We start from the raw sequence: 22,430 nt of genomic DNA on the forward strand, positions 1-22,430 counted from the left end.
ACTTTTCGCGGAGAACGTTACTTGTTTACTGGAATCATCGAAGGCGTCGGCCGTCTGGCCGCACGTGAATCCATCGGCGGCGATGTCCGCTTCACCTTCAATGTCGGGAATCTGCCGTTCGACAACGTGCAGATGGGCGAGAGCATTGCCATCAACGGCGTCTGCCTCACCGTCATCGGATTCGACGCCCGCAGCTTCCAGGCCGACGCGTCCACCGAGACTCTGGGCCTGACCACGCTGGGCCAGCTGGGCGAGGGTGCGGTCATCAACCTGGAGCGCGCCATGCGCCCGACCGACCGCCTCGGCGGCCATCTGGTCAGCGGCCACGTCGACGGCCTCGGCCAGGTGCTGTCCATCCACGAAGATGCACGTGCCCAGCGCTGGCGCTTCGCCGCGCCGGCCTCGCTGCGCCGCTACATCGCCAGGAAGGGTTCGATCTGCGTGGACGGCGTCAGCCTCACCGTCAACGAAGTGGACGGTGAAGGCTTTGAAGTCGCCCTCATTCCGCACACCGTGGCCAACACCGCCTTCTCCGCCACCGGCGTGGGCAGTGCAGTCAATCTGGAAATCGATCTGGTCGCCCGTTATGTGGAGCGCCTGATCAGTGTGCCGACCAACGGTCAGCACCCACACGGAGATGCCGCATGAATTTCGCCCCGATTCCGGAAATCCTGGAAGACATCCGCCAGGGCCGCATGGTGGTCATCGTCGATGACGAAGACCGCGAGAACGAAGGCGACCTGATCATGGCCGCCGAACTGGTCAAGCCGTCGGACATCAACTTCATGGTCACCCACGGCCGTGGCCTGGTGTGCCTGCCCCTGACCCGCACCCGCGCCGCCGACCTCGGCCTGGCGCCGATGGTGCAGGCCAATACCGCGCAGTTCCAGACCAACTTCACGGTCAGCATCGAGGCCGCCGAGGGCGTTACCACCGGCATCTCGGCCCACGACCGCGCACACACCATCCGCACCGCGGTGAAGCCCAATGCCAAGCCGTCGGACCTGCATCAGCCGGGCCACATCTTCCCGCTGATCGCCCAGCCGGGCGGCGTGCTGACCCGCGCCGGCCATACCGAAGCCGGCGTCGACCTGGCCATGCTGGCCGGGCTGGAACCGGCCGGCGTGCTGGTGGAAATCCTGAACCCGGATGGCAGCATGGCGCGCCGCCCGGAGCTGGAAGTGTTCGCGCGCGAGCACGGCCTGAAGATGGGCTCCATCGCCGACCTGATCGCCTACCGCCTGGCCACCGAAAAGACTGTTGAACGTGTGGACGAGCGCGACATCGACACCGAGTTCGGCCCGTTCAAGCTGGTGACCTACCGCGACCGCATCGCCCACGACCTGCATTTCGCCCTGGTGCGCGGGACCCCGGATGCGGACACCCCGACCCTGGTACGCGTGCAGGTGGAAAATCCGCTGGCTGACCTGCTGCACTGGCGCCGTGACGACTTCGGCGTGGCGGCCACCGACGCCCTGCGTGCAATCGATGCCGAGGGCGCAGGCGTGATGGTGGTGCTGTCGGCCCCGCGCGATGGCGAAGCCCTGCTGGCCCGCCTGCGCCAGCAGCCGGCGCCGGTGGTGCCGGGCAAGGACAAGGACGTGGGCCAGTGGCGCCGCAACGGTGCCGGCGCGCAGATCCTGTCCGACCTGGGGCTGGGCAAGCTGCGCGTGCTGGGCACCCCGCGCCGCCAGATCGGCCTGGCCGGTTACGGCCTGGAAGTGGTGGAGACGGTCACCCTGTAATGAGTAGTGCCGGCCAGCGGCCGGTACTACCGGTGGGGACCGACCGTTGGTCGGCACACCCTGCAGGCCCCCGCCAGCCACGGCCGGGGCCCATCCACGCTAGAATTACCCCCTTATCGAGTCCCCCAAGCCGCATATGAGCCACTACGAAGGCGATCTTCGCACTCCCGAGTCGGCGCGCTTCGCCATCCTGGCCAGCCGCTGGAACGCCCGCATCACCGACGCGTTGGTCGCAGGCGCCCGCCTGAGCCTGGCCGGCAACGGCATCACCGAAGCCAACATCGACGTGATCCGCGTGCCGGGTGCCTGGGAACTGCCGCTGGTGGCCGCACGCCTGGCCGCCGCCCATGAACACGCCGCCATCCTCACCCTGGGCTGCGTGATCCGTGGCGACACCCGCCACTACGAACACGTGGCCGACCGCTGCGCCGAAGGCCTGATGCGTGTGCAGCTGGATTTCGGCGTGCCGGTACTGAACGGCGTGCTGGCGGTGGAACGCGTTGAAGACGCCGAGGCCCGCGCAGGCGGCAGCCACGGCAACAAGGGCGAGGAAGTCGCACTCGCCGCACTGGAAATGGTCAATCTGCTGGAGCAACTGCCATGAACAAGAACACCCAGGGCAAGCCCTCCGGTAAACCCGTCCGCCGCGATGGCGTCGACCCGGTGCTGCGCTCGCGCGCCCGCCGTCGTGCCGTGCAGGCCATCTACGCCTGGCAGATCTCCGGCGGCAACGCCCAGTCGCTGATCGCCCAGTTCGCCCACGAGCAGGCCCGCGAAATCGCCGACCTGGCGTACTTCGAGGCGCTGGTGCACGGCGTGCTCGACAACCGTCGCGACATCGACGAAGCGCTCGGCCCGTACCTGGACCGTGGCATCGAGGAAGTGGACGCGATCGAACGCGCAGTGCTGCGCCTGGCCGCCTACGAGCTGCGCTATCGCCTGGACGTGCCGTACCGCGTGGTGATCAACGAAGCGATCGAATCGGCCAAGCGTTTCGGTTCCGAACATGGCCATACCTACGTCAACGGCGTGCTGGATCGTGCGGCCGTGGAATGGCGCAAGGTCGAATCGGGTCACTGACCCACCTGTGGTAGTGCCGGCCGCTGGCCGGCAGCTGCAGGGATCCTGAGGCACGGTCGGGCCCTACCATGTACCTGTAGCGCCCGACCGTTGGTCGGGCGACAATCGAATCAAAGGTAGCGCCCGACCGTTGGTCGGGCGACAACTGAACCAAGAGCTGCTCGTGCCCAAGACTTTCCATCGAACCGACCGTGTCTCCGCCCAGCTGCGCCGTGAACTCGGCACCCTGGTGCACAACGCCGTGCGCGAGCACGGGTTGCCCTCGGTGAGCGTGTCCGACGTGGAAATCACCCGCGACATGGCCCATGCCAAGGTGTTCGTCACCGCCCTGATGCCGGAACGCTCGGCTGAAGCCGTGGCCGGCCTGAAGGAGCTGGGCTACCGCCTGCGCATGGACCTGGCCCGTGCGATGAAGCTGCGCCACGTGCCGGAGCTGCATTTCCACTACGACGATTCGGTCGACCGTGGTGAGCACATCGACAACATCCTGCGCGACCTGCCCGATACGCTGGCCGCGGAGAAGCGTCGCGAGAGCGACGAAGAATAAGCTAGCGCCGGGCCCATGCCCGGCGTCTTTCCATTCCGGCAACGCGATGCCTGTGCGGGCCGCGCCGCTGCAGCCGAGCATGGCTCGGCTCTACAACATCCTGTCATGACCCGAATTCAGTTCCGCCGCCTGGATGGCATCCTGCTGCTCGACAAGTCGACCGGCATGAGCTCCAACGCCGCCCTGCAGGTGGCGCGCCGCCTGTTCCGTGCCGAGAAGGGTGGCCACACCGGCAGCCTCGACCCGTTGGCCACCGGCCTGCTACCGCTATGCTTCGGCGAGGCGACCAAGATCGCCGGCCTGCTGCTGGGTTCGGCCAAGGCGTACGATGCCGAGATCGTGCTCGGCCAGACCACGGATACCGATGATGCCGAGGGCCAGGTGCTGCTGCAGCGTCCGGTGCCGGCGATCAGCGCCGAGGCCCTGCAGGCTGCGCTGGCTCCACTGACGGGGAACATCCGCCAGCGGGCGCCGATCTATTCGGCGCTGAAGCAGGGCGGTGAACCGCTGTATGTGAAGGCCCGCCGCGGCGAGGCCATCGAGGCCCCGGAGCGCGAGGTCCAGGTGCACGCCATCGAGGTACTCGAGCAGCAGCCGGAACGGCTGCGGCTGCGCGTGACCTGTGGCTCCGGCACCTACATCCGCAGCCTGGCACGCGACCTCGGCGAACGCCTGGGTTGCGGCGCCCATATCAGTGCGCTGCGCCGGCTGTGGGTCGAGCCGTTCCGTGAACCGGTGATGGTCACTCTGGACCAGCTGCGGGTGATGGCCGAGGCCGGCGACGAGGCGGGTATGGACGCGCTGCTGCTGCCGCTGGCGGCCGGCCTGGCCGAGTATCCGCGGGTCGACCTCGACGCCGCCCAGGCTCACCGTTTCTGCGTCGGCCAGCGCCAGCGTGACATGTCCTGGCCGCATGGCCTGGTGGCCGTGTTCGGTCCGGACGATGCTGTCCAAGGCCTGGGCCAGGTCGACGACAGTGGCCTGCTGGCCCCGCAGCGCCGTTTCAACCTCTGACCGCGGCAGGGTGGTTCAGCCCCGGTCCTTGTCCCGGAAGCCCCTGGCCGTTACAATTTCGCGGCCGTTTTCCGGCAACCTGCCTCCCGCAGGTTTCATCCTCGTAGTCCACGGCGAGCCTGGCGGTGCGCGAAGCGCGTTCCTGCCGGCCACGCATCACAGAGAAAAAAGAAATGTCGATCGACACCCAGAAGGTCATTGAAGACAACAAGCGCAGCGCCGCTGACACCGGCTCCCCGGAAGTCCAGGTTGCCCTGCTGACCGCCCGCATCGAACTGCTGACCGGCCACTTCAAGACCCACAAGAAGGATCACCACAGCCGCCGCGGCCTGCTGCAGATGGTCAACCGCCGTCGCAGCCTGCTCGACTACCTGAAGAAGAAGGACGTCGAGCGTTACAAGGCCCTGATCGAAAAGCTTGGCCTGCGTCGCTAAGCAACGAATCCCCCGCGGCGCAGCGATGCGCCGCGGTTTTGTTTTGTAGCACCGCAATCCCCGATTCAGGCCGGAACGATCCGGCCACCCGCTGGCGGCAAGGGTCGCCGACGGTCCAAATTCGCAGACAGCATCCCCAAGGACACCCTCCGTGGCAAAAATCACCAAAACCTTCCAGTACGGCAAGCACACCGTCACGCTTGAGACCGGCGAAGTCGCCCGCCAGGCCAGCGGTGCGGTCATCGTCAAGATGGACGACACCGTACTGCTGGTCACCGCCGTCGCCGCCAAGAGCGCGCGCGAAGGCCAGGACTTCTTCCCGCTGACCGTCGATTATCAGGAAAAGTTCTACGCCGGCGGCCGCATCCCGGGTGGTTTCTTCAAGCGTGAAGGCCGTGCAACCGAGAAGGAAACGCTGATCTCGCGTCTGATCGACCGTCCGATCCGTCCGCTGTTCCCGGAAGACTACAAGAACGAAGTGCAGATCATCGCCACGGTCATGTCGCTGAACCCGGACGTGGACGGCGACATCCCGGCCCTGATCGGCGCCTCGGCTGCCCTGGCCCTGGCCGGCACCCCGTTCATGGGCCCGATCGGCGCTGCCAAGGTCGGCTACAAGAACGGCGAGTACATCCTGAACCCGACCGTCAGCGAACTGGCTGACTCGCAGCTGGAACTGGTTGTCGCCGGTACCTCCAACGCCGTGCTGATGGTCGAATCCGAAGCCGCGCTGCTGTCCGAGGAAGTGATGCTGGGCGCCGTGACTTTCGGTCACCGCGAAATGCAGAAGGTCATCAACGCGATCAACGAGCTGACCGTCGAAGCTGGCACCAAGCCGTCGACCTGGGAAGCCCCGGCCAAGAACGACGCGCTGATCTCCGCCCTGAAGGAAGCCATCGGCCCGCGCCTGGGCGAAGCCTTCCAGGTGCGTGACAAGCTGCAGCGCCGTGACGCCATCTCGGCGATCAAGAAGGACGTGTTCGAAGCCCTGGCCGGCCGTGTGGCCGCCGAAGGCTGGAACCCGGCCGAGCTGTCGAAGGAATTCGGCGAACTGGAATACCGCACCATGCGTGACTCGGTGCTGGACACCAAGGTCCGCATCGACGGCCGTGCGCTGGACACCGTCCGCCCGATCACCGTGAAGACCGGCGTGCTGCCGCGTACCCACGGCTCCTCGCTGTTCACCCGTGGCGAAACCCAGGCCATCGTGACCATCACGCTGGGCACCGCCCGTGACGGCCAGGTCATCGACGCCGTTGCCGGTGAGTACAAGGAAAACTTCCTGTTCCACTACAACTTCCCTCCGTTCTCGGTGGGTGAGTGCGGCCGCATGATGGGCCCGAAGCGCCGCGAAATCGGCCACGGTCGTCTGGCCAAGCGCGGCGTGCTGGCTGTCATGCCGTCGCTGGAAGCCTTCCCGTACACCATCCGCGTCGTCTCGGAAATCACCGAGTCGAACGGTTCTTCGTCGATGGCGTCGGTCTGCGGCTCGTCGCTGGCCCTGATGGACGCCGGCGTGCCGGTGAAGGCACCGGTGGCCGGTATTGCCATGGGCCTGGTCAAGGAAGGCGACCGTTTCGTGGTCCTGTCCGACATCCTGGGTGACGAAGATCACCTGGGCGACATGGACTTCAAGGTGGCCGGTACCGCTGAGGGCATCTCCGCCCTGCAGATGGACATCAAGATCGAAGGCATCACCGAAGAGATCATGAAGCAGGCCCTGCAGCAGGCCAAGGCTGGCCGTCTGCACATCCTGGGTGAAATGGCCCACGGCCTGACCGCTCCGCGTGAGGAGCTGTCGGACTACGCGCCGCGCCTGCTGACCATCAAGATCCACCCGGACAAGATCCGCGAAGTGATCGGCAAGGGTGGCTCGACCATCCAGGCCATCACCAAGGAAACCGGCACCCAGATCGACATCCAGGACGACGGCACCATCGTCATCGCGTCGGTCAACGCCATCGCTGCCCAGGCTGCCAAGGCCCGCATCGAGCAGATCACCTCGGACGTCGAGCCGGGCCGCATCTACGAAGGCAAGGTCGCCAAGATCATGGACTTCGGTGCGTTCGTCACCATCCTGCCGGGCAAGGACGGCCTGGTCCACGTGTCGCAGATCTCCAGCGAGCGCGTCGAGAAGGTCGGCGACAAGCTGAAGGAAGGCGATGTGGTCAAGGTCAAGGTGCTGGAAGTCGACAAGCAGGGCCGTATCCGCCTGTCGATGAAGGCCGTCGAAGAAGGCGAAGGCGCCAGCGCCGAATAATCGACCTCCGGTCGATTACGGTAGGTGTCAACCCTGGTTGACACGCTTCTGGAATGGCTGAAATGAAAAAGCGGGCTTCGGCCCGCTTTTTCTTTGCCTCGATGTTGTGAAGAGACGCTCATCCAGGTCGCTGCATGTCCTGCTGCAGTGCATGATCGCCGCCACGCAGCCATCGTTGTGTCACGGTTGCATGGATCGCGCCTGTCCATGGGACGACATGCCGCGACATCCGTACCGCAGCCCTATCGGTTTGCTAACGTGGCGGCGCCTTTGAACCGGGAGATCCCATGTTCCGCCAGACCGTGGCCGTCCTTGCCGTGCTGATTGCCGGTGCCTTGCCCATTGCCGCGCACGCAGCGCCCGCACAGCAGCCGATCTTCGGCGCCTATTACCCTGGTGGATCGGCCGAGCGCTATCCGGTGTCGAGCATTCCGGCCGAGCGCCTGACCCACCTGTTCTACGCGTTCTCCACCATCGAGGACGGCCGCTGCACGGTCGGTGCGGAAGCGCCGAAGAATTTCGCCGCACTGGCCGAACTCAAGAAGGCGCACCCGCACCTGCGCACGCTGATTTCCATTGGCGGCTGGGGCGCAGGCGGCTTCTCCGATGCGGCACTGACCGAAACCAGCCGCAAGCGCCTGGTCGACTCATGCATGGCGCTGTTCTTCGAGCGCCATGCAGGCAGCTTCGATGGTGTGGACATCGACTGGGAATTCCCGGTCAGTGGTGGGCCGAAGGAGCTGGCACACCGCCCGCAGGATCGCGCCAACCTGACCCGGCTTGCGCAGGCCTTCCGCCAGGCACTCGATGCGCGCGGTCGCAAGGTTGGCCAGCCGATGCTGCTGACCGCCGCGTTGGCCGCCGGTCGCCTGCAGACCGATGGCCCCTATGATCCGGCGGCGAGCTACGACCTGCCGGCGCTGGCCAGGGTGTTCGATTTCATCAACCTGATGAGCTACGACATGGGCACCGGCTTCTCGTCGGTGTCGACCTTCAATGCGCCCTTGCATGAAGTGCCGGCCGATCCGCTGGCGCCGGAGCTGCGCCGCTGGAACAACGTGGCCGGCGCGGTGCAGTACTACCGCGAGCACGGTGTACCGGCCGACAAGCTGGTGCTGGGCGTGCCGTTCTACGGGCGCGGCTTCAAGGTCACCGGCGATGCACCGGATGGCCTGTATCAGCCTTACAGCGCACCGGCCGACGCCGGCGACTGGCGGGTGATCAAGGCGCGCTATCTCGACCAGCCGGGCTGGACCAGGCACTGGCAGCCGCAGGCGCAGAGCCCGTGGCTGTACAACGCCGAACAGAAGGTCTTCATCAGCTATGAAGATCCGCGCTCGATCGGGCTGCGTGCGCAGTTCGCCCGCGAGCAGGGCCTGGCCGGGGTGTTCATGTGGGAGCTGACCGGCGACGACGAGCAGGCCAGCCTGCTCAACGCCATGCTCGGCCCGTGGCAGAAGGCGCGTATCGGCGATTGAGTCGCCTGCTGGCGCCGGGCTCATGCCCGGCGACGCTTCAGTTCGCCCAGACGCTGTTCGGATCGCCGTTGCGGGCGCGGCGCTGGCTGGCGACGGCCAGGCGGGCGAAGCCGAATGCCATGGCCAGCGCGATGGCATCGATCCAGAACAGCGGCCACTGGCCACGCGCGGCGGCGCGCCACAGCCAGTCACCATTGAGTGCACCGTGCAGGACCGGCACCAGTGCAGTGCTGATCGCTGCGGCCCACAGCAGTTCGCGCGCGGCCTGCGCGGGACGGCGCAGTGCAGCCCACAGCGCACAGGCTGCCCAGCTGCCGAAGCAGGCCCAGCGGATGCCGTGGTCGACCGCCGACGGTGCCAGCCGCTCCAGCACCAGTGCGGTGACGAACGCGACCGAGATCGCCACGCACAGGCCGATGCACACGCCGACCGTGGCCCGCGCCATGTTCACACCGGCACGTGGCTGTTGCGGCTGGCGACGCTTGCGCCGCGACTCGATCCACAACAGGTTGCCGGAGTAGAACAGGAACGCACCGCCGAGGCCGAGCAGGAAGTACAGCCAGACCACCACGCCGTTGCCGAACTCACCGAAGTGCAGCGCGTAGGCGGCGCTGAGCGTGGCGTGGTTGGCGTCGCGCTGGCCCGGCAGCTGGGACGCCAGCAGGTCGCCGCTGGCCACGTCCAATGCCACGGCACCAAGCGGGCCGAGGGTGCCACTGGCCTCGCCGGTGATCTCGATCGTGGCGTTGGCATCGCCGCCATTGGCCAGCTTCAGGTACGCCGGCTCGAAGTTGGCCACGCCCTGCGCGCGGGCCACTTCAAGTGCGCGCGCATGCAGCACGCGCAGGCTGCCCGGTGGCGCCGGAATCCCGCTGGCATCGCGCACCGGCGCAGTGTCCATCGCGGTCGGTACCGCCTGCAGCGCTTTGCCATCGTAGATCAGCGGATTGAGCAGGGCCATCTGCACGAACACCAGGCACAGCAGGGCGCCCGTGACCGCGAACATCAGGTGGAAGGGCAGGCTGAGCACGCCGATCACGTTGTGCGCGTCCTGCCACAGCTGCTTCAGGTTGCGACCCGGGCGCAGCGCGAACAGGTCGCCGAACAGCCTCGGCAGGTGGATCACCAGGCCGCTCAGCAGCGCCATGCCATACAGCAGGCTGACGATGCCCATCACATAGATGCCGGCCACCGGCAGGCCGAGGCTGTAGTGCAGCTCGTTGACCAGTTCGGCCAGTCCGGTCTGCGGCGGCGCGGGGCTGCCGGCGATCTGGCCCGGCCAGGCGTAGCGCCAGCTGCCGTCGCCGGCCTGCCAGTACGCCAGGGGCTGCGGGTGTTCGGTACCGGGGAAGGTCATGCCAACGTGGCGGCGGGCCTCCGGGTGTGTCGCCAGTACGTCTTCCAGCAGATACTGCGCATCGTCCAGGCCCGCCGGCAAGGCGGTGGCGGCGCCCGGGGTCTGCCACAGCGGCAGGTCGTGATGGAACAGGGTCAGCGCACCCGCATAGAAGGCCACGAAAAGGCCGAAGCCGGCGACCAGGCCGACCCAGGTGTGCAGGGTGGTGAATGTGCGCAGCGTCTGCGAACTGAACTTCATGGGGGAGCTCTCATTGCACCGCGCCGGCCAGGCGCAGCAGCCCGAGCACGGCGAAGCCGGCTGCGGCGCTGCCACCCAGAACCAGCCAGGCGCGCAGTGCGCTGCGGAAGCTGAACGCCCACAGGGCGGCCAGCATCCATAACGGGATGAAGGCGATCAGGGTCGGCACCAGTGCGCGCTGCCACGGGCCGGGCGGCAGCCAGGCCAGCAGGCCGGTCGCGGCGGCCGCAAGCAGGAAGCCAGCGATGATGCCGGCGATGGCGCGCGACCACATCACGGCGACTCCGTGCCCGGGCGATGCCAGGCGGCCAGCGCCGGCAGCAGCATCGCGACGAGCATCCAGGTGCACAGCATCGCCACCAGACCGGCAGCGAAGCCGAGTTCGGCCATCCACAGCCACAATGCGGCAGCCGCGGCGACCAGGCCGATCTGGCGGCCGAGGCGACCGGCGCGGCGCAGGCGCGGCCAACGGCAGTGCGGCGAGGCGGCATAGAAGGCCAGTGCCGAAAACATCGCTGCCAGCATGCCCAGGCTGCAGAAGCCCAGGGTGGAAAGGCCGACGGTGATCATTGCGGGCGGGCGCCGCGGCAGTGGGCCGGCGAACGCGGGGCACGGGCGGGGCCGGCGGGAGCCGGTCGGAGCGGGTGGCGCATCACGAGGTCCTGGGGGAAGCGGGCAGGCTGGCACGGGGCGGGCTGCGCGGACATGGTAATCATTGCGTTTTCACGCCGCCAGCGCCGGCCATTCAGCGGACCGTACGGCAGCCCTTGGGCTTTCCGGTGCGCTGGTTTAAGATCGTCGCAGACTCCTGACTGGAACAAGGTGGCCCGCGCCCAGCGCCGGCCGAGCGTGCGACATGAGCACTACCACCGCCCACTGTTGACCTGCCCCCGAAGGCCCTGTGTTCCAGGCGCCCTCGCGGCGCTTTTTTATTGCCCGGGCCGCGGCCCGGGAACGCTTTCCAGCCCGCCCCGCGGGCCCCGCACGAAGCCACTGCGATGATCAACATTACCCTTCCCGACGGCAGCCGCCGCGAGTTCGAAAATCCCGTCAGCGTCATGGACGTCGCCCAGTCGATCGGTGCCGGCCTGGCCAAGGCCACCATCGCCGGTTCCGTCGATGGCGTGCTGGTCGATGCCAGCGACGTCATCGACCACGATGCCAGCCTGCGCATCATCACCGCCAAGGACGAGGAGGGCGTGGAGATCATCCGCCACTCCTGCGCCCACCTGGTCGGCCACGCCGTCAAGCAGCTGTACCCGGACGTGAAGATGGTGATCGGCCCGGTGATCGCCGAAGGCTTCTACTACGACATCTATTCCGAGCGCCCGTTCACGCCGGACGACATGGCCGCGATCGAGAAGCGCATGGGTGAACTGATCGCCCAGGACTACGACGTCATCAAGAAGATGACGCCGCGCGCTGAAGTGATCGAGATCTTCAAGGCCCGTGGCGAGGACTACAAGCTGCGCCTGATCGAAGACATGTCCGACGACATCCAGGCGATGGGCATGTACTACCATCAGGAATACGTGGACATGTGCCGCGGCCCGCACGTGCCGAACACGCGCTTCCTGAAGGCCTTCAAGCTGACCCGCATCTCCGGCGCCTACTGGCGCGGCGACGCGCAGAACGAGCAGCTGCAGCGCATCTACGGCACCGCCTGGGCCGACAAGAAGCAGCTCGAGGCGTACATCAAGCGCATCGAGGAAGCCGAGATGCGCGACCACCGCCGCATCGGCAAGCAGCAGGACCTGTTCCACCTGCAGGAAGAAGCCCCGGGCCTGGTGTTCTGGCACCCGAAGGGCTGGGCACTGTGGCAGGTGGTCGAGCAGTACATGCGCAAGGTCTACCGCAACAGCGGCTACGGCGAAGTGCGCTGCCCGCAGATCCTGGACGTGAGCCTGTGGAAGAAGTCCGGCCACTGGGACAACTACCAGGACAACATGTTCTTCACCGAATCGGAGAAGCGCACGTACGCGGTCAAGCCGATGAACTGCCCGGGCCACATCCAGGTGTTCAACCAGGGCCTGCACAGCTACCGCGACCTGCCGATCCGCTATGGTGAGTTCGGTTCCTGCCACCGCAACGAGCCGTCCGGCGCGCTGCACGGCATCCTGCGCGTGCGTGGTTTCACCCAGGACGACGGCCACGTGTTCTGCACGGAAAACCAGATCGAGTCGGAAGTGACGGCCTTCCACCAGCAGGCGCTGGCGGTTTACCGGCACTTCGGCTTCGACGAGATCCAGATCAAGATCGCGCTGCGTCCGGAATCGCGCCTGGGTGACGACGCGACCTGGGACAAGGCCGAAGGCGCGCTGCGCTCGGCACTGACCGCCTGTGGCGTGGAGTGGCAGGAGCTGCCGGGCGAGGGTGCCTTCTACGGCCCGAAGATCGAGTACCACCTGAAGGACGCGATCGGCCGTACCTGGCAGCTGGGCACCATGCAGGTCGACTTCATGATGCCGGGTCGCCTCGGCGCCGAGTACGTGGACGAGAACAGCCAGAAGAAGCACCCGGTCATGCTGCACCGCGCCATCGTCGGCTCGATGGAGCGCTTCCTGGGCATCCTGATCGAGCACCATGCCGGCCAGTTCCCGGCCTGGCTGGCGCCGACCCAGGTGGTGGTGGCCAACATCACCGATGCCCAGGCCGACTACGTCGCGGGCGTGACCAAAACCCTTGCGGAGCAAGGCTTCCGCGTCAGCTCGGATTTGCGTAACGAGAAGATCGGCTATAAAATCCGCGAGCATACGTTGCAGCGCGTGCCCTACCTGCTGGTCATCGGTGACCGCGAGAAGGAGAATGGGGCTGTAGCGGTGCGTACGCGTTCTGGCGAAGACCTGGGCAGCATGAGCCTGCAGGCCTTCATCGAGCGGCTCCACGCCGAGGGCGCGTAAGCAAAGGTCCGGTCCGGGCGCACAGGCACCCGGACCGGTTCGATACCCTTGGGAGAACGTAATATCAGCACCCCTGACAACAAACAGAACCGCAAGAATCAGGAAATCCGTGTGCCGCGCGTCCGCGTGATCGGCAGTGACGGAGAAATGATCGGCGTGTTGTCGCGCGACGAAGCGCTGTCCATGGCCGAAGATGAAGGCCTGGACCTGGTCGAGATCCAGCCGCAGGCCGATCCGCCGGTCTGCAAGATCATGGACTTCGGCAAGTTCAAGTTCGAAGCGCAGAAGAAGGCCAGCGAGGCCAAGAAGAAGACCAAGCAGGTCGAGATCAAGGAAGTGAAGTTCCGTCCGGTCACGGACGAGGGCGACTACCAGATCAAGCTGCGCAAGATGCGCGGGTTCCTTGAAGAAGGCGACAAGATCAAGGTCAACATCCGCTTCCGTGGCCGTGAAATGAGCCACCAGGAACTGGGTCGTGAAATGGCCAACCGGATCGAGGCCGATCTGGGCGAGGACATCGTCATCGAATCCCGTCCGCGCCTGGAAGGGCGTCAGATGGTCATGATGATCGCGCCGAAGAAGAAGACCTGAGGCCTGACGGGCCGCCTTGCGGGGCGCCTGGCTGAATGGTTCAGGGTAAGGGGGCGCCGCTGGCGTCCCTTTGCTTTTGCAGGATGCCGGTGAAGTGCCGGCGAAAGGGTTGCAGGGGCTGGTGGCAGGGCGGTTTTGCCTGTATCATGCCCGGCTCGACCCACCCAGGACGGGTCGTACGCCGATCATGGCAGGACGGAAAGAGCGGCCCAGGCCGCCGCCAGATCAGTCAGAAACCAGGGTCATATCCCATCAAGGACATTGCAATGCCCAAGATCAAGACCAACCGGGCAGCGGCCAAGCGTTTCCGCAAGACCGCCTCGGGCAAGTACAAGTGCGGCCACGCCAACCGTAGCCACATCCTCACGAAGAAAGCGACCAAGCGTAAGCGTAATCTGCGTCAGACGGGCCATGTCCGTGCAGAAGACGCAGGCCGTCTGGACCGCATGCTCCCTTACCTCTGAGGAACTGAAAAATGGCACGAGTTAAGCGTGGCGTACAGGCGCGTCGCCGCCACAAGAAGATTCTGGATCTCGCCAAGGGCTATTACAACGCCCGTCGCAAGGTCTTCCGCGTCGCCAAGCAGGCGGTCATCAAGGCACAGCAGTACGCCTACATCGGCCGTAAGCAGAAGAAGCGCAACTTCCGTTCGCTGTGGATCACCCGTATCAATGCGGCTGCCCGCATCAACGGCCTGAGCTACAGCCGCTTCATGAACGGCCTGCTGAAGGCTGGCATCACCCTGGATCGCAAGGTCCTGGCTGATATCGCCGTGCACGACGCAGCCGGTTTTGCCGCGCTGGCCGAAAAGGCCAAGGGCGCGCTGGCGGCATAAGTCCTTCCCGATGCCGTAACCGTTCACTCGGAACGGTGTCAGGTCAAGGCAATGCATGGGGAAGGGCGCAAGTCCTTCCCCATTCTTTTTTGGGTTCCGGCGAGGCCATGGCGGCAGCGCGGGGACGGCGGTGGCGACAGGGGTCGGCCCTTCGCGCATCGCGATGGCAGATCGACTGGAGTTCCGGCCCCCCATGAGCGACATCCAATCCCTCACCACCCAGGCGCTGGCCGATGTGGCCGCCGCACAGAGTCCCGACGTGCTGGAACAGCTGCGCGTTGCCCTGCTTGGCAAGAGTGGGAGCATCACCTCGCAGCTCAAGCAGCTCGGCGCCCTGCCGGCGGACGAGCGCAAGGCCGCTGGTGAAGCGATCAACCAGGCCCGCGACGCGCTGACCCGCGCGCTGGGCGAGCGCAAGGCGCTGCTGGAAGACGCGGCGCTGGATGCGCGCCTGGCCGCCGAAGCCATCGACATCACCCTGCCGGGCCGCAACGGCGAGCGTGCCGGCCTGCACCCGATCACCCGCACCCTGGAGCGCATCACCGGCATCTTCGGCCGGCTGGGCTACGAGCTGTCGGAAGGGCCGGAGATCGAGGACGACTGGCACAATTTCGAGGCGCTGAACTTCCCGCCGCACCATCCGGCGCGCGCCATGCACGACACCTTCTACTTCGGCGACGGCCGCCTGCTGCGCACGCACACCTCCGGCGTGCAGGTGCGCTACATGGGCGACCACGCGCCGCCACTGCGCATGATCGCCGCCGGCAAGGTGTACCGCAGCGACAGCGACCAGACCCACTCGCCGATGTTCCACCAGGTCGAAGGCCTGCTGGTGGACGAGCATTCGACCTTCGCCGACCTGAAGGGCACGCTGGCCGAGTTCGTGCGCGCGTTCTTCGAGCGCGATTTCGAGATGCGTTTCCGCCCCAGCTACTTCCCGTTCGTGGAGCCGGGCGCGGAAGTGGACATTGCCTGGCAGCAGCCCGACGGCAGCACCCGCTGGCTGGAAGTGCTGGGCTGCGGCATGGTCCATCCGAACGTGCTGCGCAACGTCGGCATCGATCCGGAGCGCTACACCGGCTTCGCGTTCGGCATGGGCGTGGAGCGTTTCGCGATGCTGCGTTACGGCGTCAACGATCTGCGCGCGTTCTTCGAGAACGACGTGCGATTCCTGAAACAGTTCGCGTAAGCCGCAACCACGTAGAGCCGAGCCATGCTCGGCTGCTCCTAAATTTGCAGGCCCAGGCGCATGCGCCGGGCCCACCAGGGTGACACCATGAAATTCTCCGAAAACTGGCTGCGCAGCCATGTCCCGACCGGCGCCTCGCGCGATGAACTGAGTGCAGTGCTGACCGCCATCGGCCTGGAAGTGGAAGACGTGACCGCGCTGGGCGAAGGCCTCGATCACGTGGTCGTGGCGCGCATCGTCGAGGCCGTGCGCCATCCCGAAGCTGATCGCCTGCAGGTGTGCAAGGTCGATGCCGGGCAGGGCGAACTGCTGCAGATCGTCTGCGGCGCACCGAACGCGCGCCCGGGCCTGGTCGCGCCGCTGGCCATGGTGGGTGCGCAGATCGGCGAGCTGAAGATCAAGCCGGCCAAGCTGCGCGGCGTGGAGTCCAACGGCATGCTGTGCTCGGCCAAGGAGCTGGGCCTGGACAACGATGCCTCCGGCCTGCTGGAACTGCCCGATGACGCCCCGGTCGGTCAGGCCCTGGTCGAGTACCTGGGCCTGCCGGACGCCAGTATCGAAATCAAGCTGACCCCGAACCGCGCCGACTGCTTCAGCCTGCGCGGCATCGCCTACGACGTCGCCGCCGCTACCCGCAGTGAAGTGCTGGATTTCGCCGCCGACGCCATTCCGGCTGCCGGCAGCCATGAGCTGGCCATCCAGCTCGACGCTGGCGCCGAAGCGCCGCGTTATCTGGGCCGTGTGATCGAGGGCGTCAACGCTGCCGCCAAGACCCCACTGTGGATGGCCGAGCGCCTGCGCCGCAGTGGCGTGCGTCCGGTCTCGCTGCTGGTCGACATCACCCAGTACGTGATGCTGGAGCTGGGCCAGCCGATGCATGCCTACGACCTCGGCACCCTGCAGGGCAGCATTGCCGTGCGCCGTTCGCGCGCGGGCGAGACGCTGAAGCTGCTGGACGGCCGCGATGCCGCGCTGGACGACAGCTTCCTGGTGGTCACCGACGCCGATCGTGCGATCGGCCTTGCCGGCCTGATGGGCGGCTTCGACACCCGCGTCACCGACGCGACGACTGCCGTGTTCCTGGAAGCCGCGCACTTCGCGCCGGCTGCGATCATGGGCCGTGGCCGCAAGCTGGGCCTGCACACCGATGCTGGCCACCGCTTCGAGCGTGGCGTAGATCCGGCACTGCCGCGCACCGCCATCGAATACGCCACCCGCCTGGTGCTGGACCTGGCCGGCGGTACCCCGGCGCCGGTCACCGAGGCCGTGCGCGCCGATGACCTGCCGCAGCCGGCGACGATCGCACTGCGCCGCGCACGCATCACCCGCGTGCTGGGCATCACCATCGACGACGCCGAAGTCGAGCGCATCCTGCGCGCGCTGGGCATGGACGTGGCTGCCACGGCCGAGGGCTGGCAGGTCGCCGCGCCGAGCCGCCGCTTCGACATCGCCATTGAAGAAGACCTGATCGAAGAGCTGGCCCGCATCCACGGTTACGAGCAGATCCCGACCACGCTGCCGGGCGGTGCCTCGCGCGTGGCGATGCCGAGCGAGACCCAGCTGGACGCGCTGAGCGTGCGCCGCCAGCTGATCGCCCGCGACCTGCAGGAAACCGTCAATTTCGCCTTCGTCGACGATGCCCTGCTGGCCCAGTGGCAGCTGCGCGACGCCTTGGTGCCGCTGGCCAACCCGCTGTCGGCCGAACTGGCGGTGATGCGCCCGTCGCTGCTGCCGGGCCTGGTCGCCACCCTGGGCCGCAACGCCGCCCGCCAGCTCGGCCGCGTGCGCCTGTTCGAGCTCGGCCGCGTGTTCGCCCAGCAGGCCGGAGATGGCCAACTGGCACCGCTGGAAACCCTGCGCGTGGCGGCAGCTATCTGCGGTGACGCGCAGGCGGTGCAGTGGGGCCTGCCGACTCGCAAGGCCGACTTCCATGACCTGAAGGGCGACCTGGAATCGCTGGCGGCTGCCAGTGGTGCGGTACTGGAGCTCCGCCCGTCGGCCCGTGCCTACGGCCACCCGGCGCGGTCGGCCGAGGTGTTCCGCGATGGCGTGGCGATCGGCTGGATCGGCCAGATCCACCCGCGCCTGGCCAAGGCGATGGATATCGAGGCCGATGTCTACGCCTTCGAGCTGGATCTGGAACCGCTGACCGCTCGTCGCCTGCCACGTGCCGGCGAGCTGTCGCGCTTCCCGGCGGTGCGTCGCGACCTGGCGTTCGTGGTGCCTGAACAGGTGGCCTGGACCGATCTGGCGGCGACCGTCCGCCAGGCCGCCGGCCCGCTGCTGCGCGACCTGAATCTGTTCGATCGCTATGTTGGCCAGGGCGTCGAGCCGGGGTTCAAGAGTCTCGCTATGGGCTTGATTTTGCAGGACAAGTCGCGCACTCTGACGGACCGCGACGTGGATGCGGTGGTGGCCGAGGCGGTCACTGCCATCGAGCGTGAACACCACGCCCGGATCCGCGGCTGAGCGGGCAGCACTTGGGGGTAGCAGGCAATGGCATTGACCAAGGCGGAGATGGCGGAAAAGCTGTTCGACGAAGTCGGTCTGAACAAGCGGGAAGCCAAGGAATTCGTCGACGCGTTTTTCGATGTGCTGCGTGAAGCATTGGAACAGGGACGTCAGGTGAAGCTGTCGGGCTTCGGTAATTTCGATCTGCGGCGCAAGAACCAGCGCCCGGGTCGCAACCCCAAGACCGGCGAGGAAATTCCGATTTCCGCCCGTACGGTGGTTACCTTCCGTCCGGGCCAGAAGCTCAAGGAGAGGGTGGAAGCTTATGCTGGATCCGGGCAGTAATCGCGAACTACCGCCGATCCCGGCCAAGCGCTACTTCACCATCGGTGAAGTCAGCGAGCTGTGCGACGTCAAGCCGCACGTCCTGCGCTACTGGGAAACCGAGTTTCCCAGCCTTGAGCCGGCCAAGCGCCGAGGCAACCGCCGCTACTACCAGCGCCATGACGTGCTGATGGTGCGGCAGATCCGCAGCCTGCTGTACGAACAGGGCTACACCATCGGTGGTGCACGCCTGCGCCTGGAGGGTCCCGATGCCCGCGAGGAATCGGCGCTGAGCAACCAGATCATCAAGCAGGTGCGCATGGAACTGGAAGAAGTGCTGCAGTTGCTGCGCCGCTGATCCCATTTCCATCGTAATCCGCTATACTTCACGGCCCGCCGCACTGGCGGGCACATCGCAGCATCAGTCGGGGCGTAGCGCAGCCTGGTAGCGCATCTGCCTGGGGGGCAGAGGGTCGTCGGTTCGAATCCGGCCGTCCCGACCACTGTGATGAATCAAGAAGCCCGCGCAGCGATGCGTGGGCTTTTTTGTGCGTGCGGTGTATGCTGCGCGCCACTCGTACTACCGCGGCTGCTGAACCCGGTACTCACGAGAACACATCATGGAATCTGCAAGAAACCGTGCCTGGCGTCGCAGCCAGGCCCGCAACCGTGGTGGCGACCGCGCCACGACGGCCTACCGCTACAAGCCCGAGAAGAACTGGAAGCTGTTGTATACGCGCGATGCCAAGCTCGCGCGTGCACGCCAGCTGGGCTTCACCTATCCGGTCCTCAGCGCCCGCCAACTGCAGGAACAGGAATGATCAACCTGCTGTTCGTCTGCAGCCGCAACCAGCTGCGTAGCCCGACCGCCGAAGCCATGTGGCGACGGCGGCCCGGCTTCAACGCGAAGTCGGCCGGCACCAGCCCGCACGCACGACGCCCCATCGGCCCGGCGGATATCCGCTGGGCCGATGTCATCTTCGTGATGGAGGCCAAGCACCAGCATCGCCTGCAGGCCGCGTACGCGCGCCTGCTGGAACACAAGCGCCTGCATTGCCTGGATATCCCCGACGACTATCGCTGCATGGATCCGGTATTGATGAACCTGCTGGACGCAAAGGTGACCATGTATCTCGATCAGCTGCCGGAAAAGCGGTAGATCAGCTCCGGATCGCCTTCGTCCAAACCCTGCACGATGTCGCTGCCGGTAAGAACCCGAGGCGAGCATCACCTCGCGGATATGCAGCATCGTCGAGGAAGGATCGGGGGGTGCCATCGCAGGCTCCTGGACTGGATGCGCCCAGTCCATCGATCATGTCGGCCGTGTCTGCGTATCCGCCAAAGCCAGCGTGTGGTCGGCAGTCAATACACGCGGAACTCGGCACGGCAGCCGTCGCTGACCCACACCCCGCGGCGGTCCCAGCCCCAGTTGCGGTCCTCGACGCACGGCGTCACCGACTTCTGCTTGACCAGGCGCACTTCATGGCGCACCCGGATGCGGCATTCCTTGTCCTTCTGCTCGTAGGACTCGCAGACCAGGCGCTCGCCGTCGTCATCCCGATCACGATCCCGGCCGCGCCCCGGCCAGCGGCCGCGTCCCTGTTCGTCGGCCACGAACTCAGCGCGGCAGCCTTCGGTGACCCAGAGCATGCGGCGGCTCTGGCCCCAGTTCTGGTCCTCGACGCAGCGGGTGACCGACAGCTGCCTGGCCATGCGCATGCGGCCTTCGATCGGGCACTGCTGGGTCTTGTTGAACTGCGACTCGCAACGCAGCGGCGGAATGTGATCGCTGTCGTAGTCCTGGGCGGCCACCGTGGTGGCGACCAGCAGCAGGGCCAGGGCGGAGGTGGCAATGGGCGGCAACAGGCGATGGGTCATGGAGAGCCTCGGCAGGGGGAACGGCCGCAAGAATGGACCAGCCCGAGGCCGTCGGAACGGATCGTTCCGGCGCTGGCTCAGTGGGGATTTAGTAGTGCGCACCGGCCCATGCAGGGCCTTACATCCCTTATCATCGCGGCACATCCGATCGCATCGGCTTACACCTTCTTACATGTCTCCCACGCATGCCGGCGCAGCCTGTGGCTGCCGTCACTGGCGTGCAGCCGGCTTGCGGAGGAGGATGCGCGGACCACGACGACCACAGGGGGTTGCGTTGATCAGCAGTACCGTCATTCATCGCTCGGCTGGCGCAGAGGCCGGGCAGGTGCGTGTCCTGGACACCACGTTCAAGGGCAAGCATGTGTTCATTGCGTGGGGCCTGCGCGGGCCGGAACTGACCCGCAGCGCAGACCCGCCCGCCACCGTGGCTGCGCGCAAGGCGTTGCACGCCGTGGCCGGCCACAGCGAAGGGCCGCGCAGCCCGGAGGTGTTCATCGCCAACCAGTCGGCGGTGGCGATTACCGTCTATCGGCTGCTGACCGAAGCGCGTTCGGGCGATGCCATCTTCTTCCTGTGTGATTCGCAGGCTGTGGTCGACTGGCTGATCACCGCACTGGAAGTCCAGGGCGAAGGCTGACGCTGCGCGCGGTCAGGCCAGCGCAGCGTCCACCGCCGCAAGCGCGTGCAGGGTGGTGGTGTCGAACAACGGCACCGCACTGTCTTCGGGGCGCACCAGCAGCATGATCTCGGTACAGCCGAGGATGATCGCTTCGGCGCCGCGCGCGACCAGCCGCGCAATCACGCCGGCGTACACCTGCCGCGAGTGCTCGCTGGCCACGCCGGCGATCAGCTCCTGGTAGATGATGTCGTGCACGCAGCGGCGATCATCAGCCTCCGGAACCAGTACCTGCAGCCCGAAGCGGTCCTGCAGCCGGTCGCGGTAGAACGCCTGCTCCATGGTGAAGGCGGTGCCGAGCAGTCCGACCTTGCGGATGCCTGCCTGCAGGATCGCCGTGGCGGTCGGGTCGGCGATATGCAGCAGGGGCAGCGGGCATTCGGCTTCGATCCGGCCGGCCAGCATGCGCATGGTGTTGGTGCAGATCACCAGCAGCTCGGCGCCACCGGCCTGCAGTCGCCGTGCGGCATCGAGCATGTGGTTGCCCAGCACATCCCACCGACCGTCGTGCTGCAACTGCTTGATGCCGGCGAAATCCACCGACCACAGCAGCAGTTGCGCCGAATGGGCGCCACCGAGGCGGTTCCGCACCGCCTCGTTGATGAGACGGTAGTACTGCGCGGAGCTTTCCCAGCTCATGCCGCCGATCAGGCCAAGGGTCTTCATGCTCAGCTCCATGCCAGGAAGCCGTCATTGCAGCACAACCGATGCGGGACTTGCACGACACATTAGTGATCGCTAATGTATAGGCTATGATCGAGAACGCCCTGTTCAAGGCGCTGGCCGACCCCACCCGCCGCCATATCTTCGAAAAGCTGGCCGATGGCGGGCAACATGCCAGCGCGCTACGCGAGGGCATTGCGATCAGCCAGTCTGCGATGTCCCAGCACCTGGCAGTGCTGCGCGATGCAGGGCTGGTGCGTGAGCAGCGTCAGGGACGTTTCGTCCACTATGAAGTCGATCCGCGCGGGCTGGCCCACATCGGTCGCTGGCTGCAGCGTTACCGGGCCTACTGGCCGGCGCGGATGTCCGCACTGCAGAACCTGCTGGAGGAGATGGACTGATGGACGATGTTCTGGAGGAAGCGGCTCCCGCGCTGGTGATGGAGCAGCGGTTGCCTGCGCCACCGGAACGGGTCTGGCGCGCACTGTTCGATCCGGCACTGCGTGAGCGCTGGTTGCCTGCCGCCGATCTTGCCGATCCACAGCCCTGCCTGTGCGAGGAGGGGCGGGAGCTGGGGTTCCGCTTGCGAGATGCACAGCCCCCACATCTGCACAGCCTGGTGTGTTTCCGGCTGCGCGGTGATGAGGATGGGGGAACGGTGCTGACCATCGTGCATCGGCTCACCGACCGGCGCGCGCTGATACCGCCGGCGTCCAACGATGACCATCGCACGGTGATGCGCGCGGCGTGAGCCGGCGCCTGGATCGA

The 22,430-nt window shown here is 66.4% G+C and carries 27 protein-coding genes and 1 tRNA gene; 23 read left to right on the forward strand and 5 right to left on the reverse strand.

Annotated features, from left to right (window positions below):
* Nucleotides 1-21 precede the first annotated feature (21 nt).
* The 9 genes from ACM0PY_RS11855 (at nucleotide 22) to ACM0PY_RS11895 (ending at nucleotide 8,558) form a co-directional block, all read left to right on the forward strand.
* Nucleotides 22-648 (forward strand): riboflavin synthase, encoded by a 627-nt coding sequence (locus ACM0PY_RS11855; RefSeq protein WP_134972008.1) that lies wholly within the window; start codon nucleotides 22-24, stop codon nucleotides 646-648.
* Nucleotides 645-1,745 carry a 3,4-dihydroxy-2-butanone-4-phosphate synthase gene (gene ribB / locus ACM0PY_RS11860; protein WP_180885644.1) on the forward strand — a complete coding sequence of 367 codons (1,101 nt, stop codon included), beginning with the start codon at nucleotides 645-647 and terminating at the stop codon, nucleotides 1,743-1,745. The genes ACM0PY_RS11855 and ribB overlap by 4 nt, the downstream gene beginning before the upstream one ends.
* A 136-nt stretch (nucleotides 1,746-1,881) precedes the next feature.
* Nucleotides 1,882-2,349 carry a 6,7-dimethyl-8-ribityllumazine synthase gene (gene ribH / locus ACM0PY_RS11865; protein WP_005415267.1) on the forward strand — a complete coding sequence of 156 codons (468 nt, stop codon included), beginning with the start codon at nucleotides 1,882-1,884 and terminating at the stop codon, nucleotides 2,347-2,349.
* Nucleotides 2,346-2,825 (forward strand): transcription antitermination factor NusB, encoded by a 480-nt coding sequence (nusB, locus tag ACM0PY_RS11870; RefSeq protein ID WP_005415268.1) that lies wholly within the window; start codon nucleotides 2,346-2,348, stop codon nucleotides 2,823-2,825. The genes ribH and nusB overlap by 4 nt, the downstream gene beginning before the upstream one ends.
* Before the next feature lie 163 nt (nucleotides 2,826-2,988).
* The gene (gene rbfA / locus ACM0PY_RS11875) at nucleotides 2,989-3,372 is read left to right on the forward strand and encodes a 30S ribosome-binding factor RbfA (protein WP_005410447.1); all 384 of its coding nucleotides are present in this window, start codon (nucleotides 2,989-2,991) and stop codon (nucleotides 3,370-3,372) included.
* Between the two features lie 105 nt (nucleotides 3,373-3,477).
* Nucleotides 3,478-4,386: a tRNA pseudouridine(55) synthase TruB gene (gene truB / locus ACM0PY_RS11880; protein ID WP_134972535.1), complete on the forward strand. Its 909-nt coding sequence runs from the start codon at nucleotides 3,478-3,480 to the stop codon at nucleotides 4,384-4,386.
* Nucleotides 4,387-4,559: 173 nt separating this feature from the next.
* Nucleotides 4,560-4,820, forward strand: coding sequence for a 30S ribosomal protein S15 (rpsO, locus tag ACM0PY_RS11885; RefSeq protein WP_005417886.1), 261 nt, complete (start codon nucleotides 4,560-4,562; stop codon nucleotides 4,818-4,820).
* A gap of 151 nt (nucleotides 4,821-4,971) precedes the next feature.
* Nucleotides 4,972-7,080, forward strand: a complete 2,109-nt coding sequence (gene pnp, locus ACM0PY_RS11890; RefSeq protein WP_005417884.1) for a polyribonucleotide nucleotidyltransferase — start codon at nucleotides 4,972-4,974, stop codon at nucleotides 7,078-7,080.
* A gap of 287 nt (nucleotides 7,081-7,367) precedes the next feature.
* Nucleotides 7,368-8,558 carry a glycoside hydrolase family 18 protein gene (locus ACM0PY_RS11895; protein ID WP_134969084.1) on the forward strand — a complete coding sequence of 397 codons (1,191 nt, stop codon included), beginning with the start codon at nucleotides 7,368-7,370 and terminating at the stop codon, nucleotides 8,556-8,558.
* A 37-nt stretch (nucleotides 8,559-8,595) separates the two neighbouring features.
* Here ACM0PY_RS11895 and ACM0PY_RS11900 read toward each other — a convergent pair whose 3' ends face one another.
* The 3 genes from ACM0PY_RS11900 to ACM0PY_RS11910 are packed head-to-tail and all read right to left on the reverse strand — an operon-like array spanning nucleotide 8,596 to nucleotide 10,725.
* Complete coding sequence (locus tag ACM0PY_RS11900) at nucleotides 8,596-10,155, reverse strand: PepSY-associated TM helix domain-containing protein (RefSeq protein WP_134972537.1); 1,560 nt, start codon at nucleotides 10,153-10,155, stop codon at nucleotides 8,596-8,598.
* A 10-nt stretch (nucleotides 10,156-10,165) separates the two neighbouring features.
* Complete coding sequence (locus ACM0PY_RS11905) at nucleotides 10,166-10,429, reverse strand: hypothetical protein (protein WP_061478092.1); 264 nt, start codon at nucleotides 10,427-10,429, stop codon at nucleotides 10,166-10,168.
* Nucleotides 10,429-10,725, reverse strand: coding sequence for a hypothetical protein (locus tag ACM0PY_RS11910; protein ID WP_111200641.1), 297 nt, complete (start codon nucleotides 10,723-10,725; stop codon nucleotides 10,429-10,431). Before ACM0PY_RS11910 ends, ACM0PY_RS11905 begins: the two co-directional genes overlap by 1 nt.
* A 428-nt stretch (nucleotides 10,726-11,153) precedes the next feature.
* On the opposite strand from ACM0PY_RS11910, the gene thrS reads away from it, so the two are divergent.
* From thrS to ACM0PY_RS11965, 11 genes are all read left to right on the forward strand, one after another.
* Nucleotides 11,154-13,055, forward strand: a complete 1,902-nt coding sequence (thrS, locus tag ACM0PY_RS11915; protein ID WP_049413664.1) for a threonine--tRNA ligase — start codon at nucleotides 11,154-11,156, stop codon at nucleotides 13,053-13,055.
* Between the two features lie 48 nt (nucleotides 13,056-13,103).
* Complete coding sequence (gene infC, locus ACM0PY_RS11920; protein ID WP_080104334.1) at nucleotides 13,104-13,646, forward strand: translation initiation factor IF-3; 543 nt, start codon at nucleotides 13,104-13,106, stop codon at nucleotides 13,644-13,646.
* 266 nt (nucleotides 13,647-13,912) lie between these two features.
* Nucleotides 13,913-14,110, forward strand: coding sequence for a 50S ribosomal protein L35 (rpmI, locus tag ACM0PY_RS11925; protein ID WP_005410436.1), 198 nt, complete (start codon nucleotides 13,913-13,915; stop codon nucleotides 14,108-14,110).
* Between the two features lie 11 nt (nucleotides 14,111-14,121).
* A complete protein-coding gene (rplT, locus tag ACM0PY_RS11930) occupies nucleotides 14,122-14,481 on the forward strand; it encodes a 50S ribosomal protein L20 (protein ID WP_005410435.1) in 360 nt (119 codons plus the stop codon).
* A gap of 193 nt (nucleotides 14,482-14,674) precedes the next feature.
* Nucleotides 14,675-15,670: a phenylalanine--tRNA ligase subunit alpha gene (locus ACM0PY_RS11935; RefSeq protein WP_072169124.1), complete on the forward strand. Its 996-nt coding sequence runs from the start codon at nucleotides 14,675-14,677 to the stop codon at nucleotides 15,668-15,670.
* An 87-nt stretch (nucleotides 15,671-15,757) separates the two neighbouring features.
* Nucleotides 15,758-18,139 carry a phenylalanine--tRNA ligase subunit beta gene (gene pheT / locus ACM0PY_RS11940; RefSeq protein WP_180884605.1) on the forward strand — a complete coding sequence of 794 codons (2,382 nt, stop codon included), beginning with the start codon at nucleotides 15,758-15,760 and terminating at the stop codon, nucleotides 18,137-18,139.
* A gap of 27 nt (nucleotides 18,140-18,166) precedes the next feature.
* Nucleotides 18,167-18,466, forward strand: a complete 300-nt coding sequence (locus tag ACM0PY_RS11945; protein WP_005410432.1) for an integration host factor subunit alpha — start codon at nucleotides 18,167-18,169, stop codon at nucleotides 18,464-18,466.
* A complete protein-coding gene (locus ACM0PY_RS11950; RefSeq protein ID WP_053518690.1) occupies nucleotides 18,447-18,803 on the forward strand; it encodes a MerR family transcriptional regulator in 357 nt (118 codons plus the stop codon). The genes ACM0PY_RS11945 and ACM0PY_RS11950 overlap by 20 nt, the downstream gene beginning before the upstream one ends.
* Before the next feature lie 68 nt (nucleotides 18,804-18,871).
* Nucleotides 18,872-18,948: transfer RNA gene (locus ACM0PY_RS11955), tRNA-Pro, on the forward strand.
* Nucleotides 18,949-19,065: 117 nt separating this feature from the next.
* Nucleotides 19,066-19,266, forward strand: a complete 201-nt coding sequence (locus ACM0PY_RS11960; RefSeq protein WP_088496157.1) for a hypothetical protein — start codon at nucleotides 19,066-19,068, stop codon at nucleotides 19,264-19,266.
* Nucleotides 19,263-19,604: a low molecular weight protein tyrosine phosphatase family protein gene (locus tag ACM0PY_RS11965; RefSeq protein ID WP_111200639.1), complete on the forward strand. Its 342-nt coding sequence runs from the start codon at nucleotides 19,263-19,265 to the stop codon at nucleotides 19,602-19,604. The genes ACM0PY_RS11960 and ACM0PY_RS11965 overlap by 4 nt, the downstream gene beginning before the upstream one ends.
* 203 nt (nucleotides 19,605-19,807) lie before the next feature.
* Here the strand turns inward: ACM0PY_RS11965 and ACM0PY_RS11970 are convergent, their stop codons facing one another.
* Nucleotides 19,808-20,323: a DUF3011 domain-containing protein gene (locus ACM0PY_RS11970; RefSeq protein ID WP_005417847.1), complete on the reverse strand. Its 516-nt coding sequence runs from the start codon at nucleotides 20,321-20,323 to the stop codon at nucleotides 19,808-19,810.
* 241 nt (nucleotides 20,324-20,564) lie between these two features.
* Between ACM0PY_RS11970 and ACM0PY_RS11975 the strand changes: the two genes are divergently transcribed.
* The gene (locus ACM0PY_RS11975; protein WP_061478088.1) at nucleotides 20,565-20,960 is read left to right on the forward strand and encodes a hypothetical protein; all 396 of its coding nucleotides are present in this window, start codon (nucleotides 20,565-20,567) and stop codon (nucleotides 20,958-20,960) included.
* A gap of 12 nt (nucleotides 20,961-20,972) precedes the next feature.
* Here the strand turns inward: ACM0PY_RS11975 and ACM0PY_RS11980 are convergent, their stop codons facing one another.
* A complete protein-coding gene (locus ACM0PY_RS11980; RefSeq protein ID WP_180884607.1) occupies nucleotides 20,973-21,665 on the reverse strand; it encodes an aspartate/glutamate racemase family protein in 693 nt (230 codons plus the stop codon).
* Nucleotides 21,666-21,751: 86 nt separating this feature from the next.
* On the opposite strand from ACM0PY_RS11980, the gene ACM0PY_RS11985 reads away from it, so the two are divergent.
* Nucleotides 21,752-22,063, forward strand: a complete 312-nt coding sequence (locus tag ACM0PY_RS11985; RefSeq protein WP_072169128.1) for an ArsR/SmtB family transcription factor — start codon at nucleotides 21,752-21,754, stop codon at nucleotides 22,061-22,063.
* Entirely contained in the window at nucleotides 22,063-22,413 is a 351-nt protein-coding gene (locus ACM0PY_RS11990; RefSeq protein ID WP_134971698.1) for an SRPBCC family protein, read from the forward strand. The genes ACM0PY_RS11985 and ACM0PY_RS11990 overlap by 1 nt, the downstream gene beginning before the upstream one ends.
* Nucleotides 22,414-22,430 lie beyond the last annotated feature (17 nt).

Origin of the sequence: Stenotrophomonas sp. BR163, assembly GCF_047520985.2 — a bacterium.
Classification (GTDB): Bacteria; Pseudomonadota; Gammaproteobacteria; order Xanthomonadales; family Xanthomonadaceae; genus Stenotrophomonas; species Stenotrophomonas sepilia.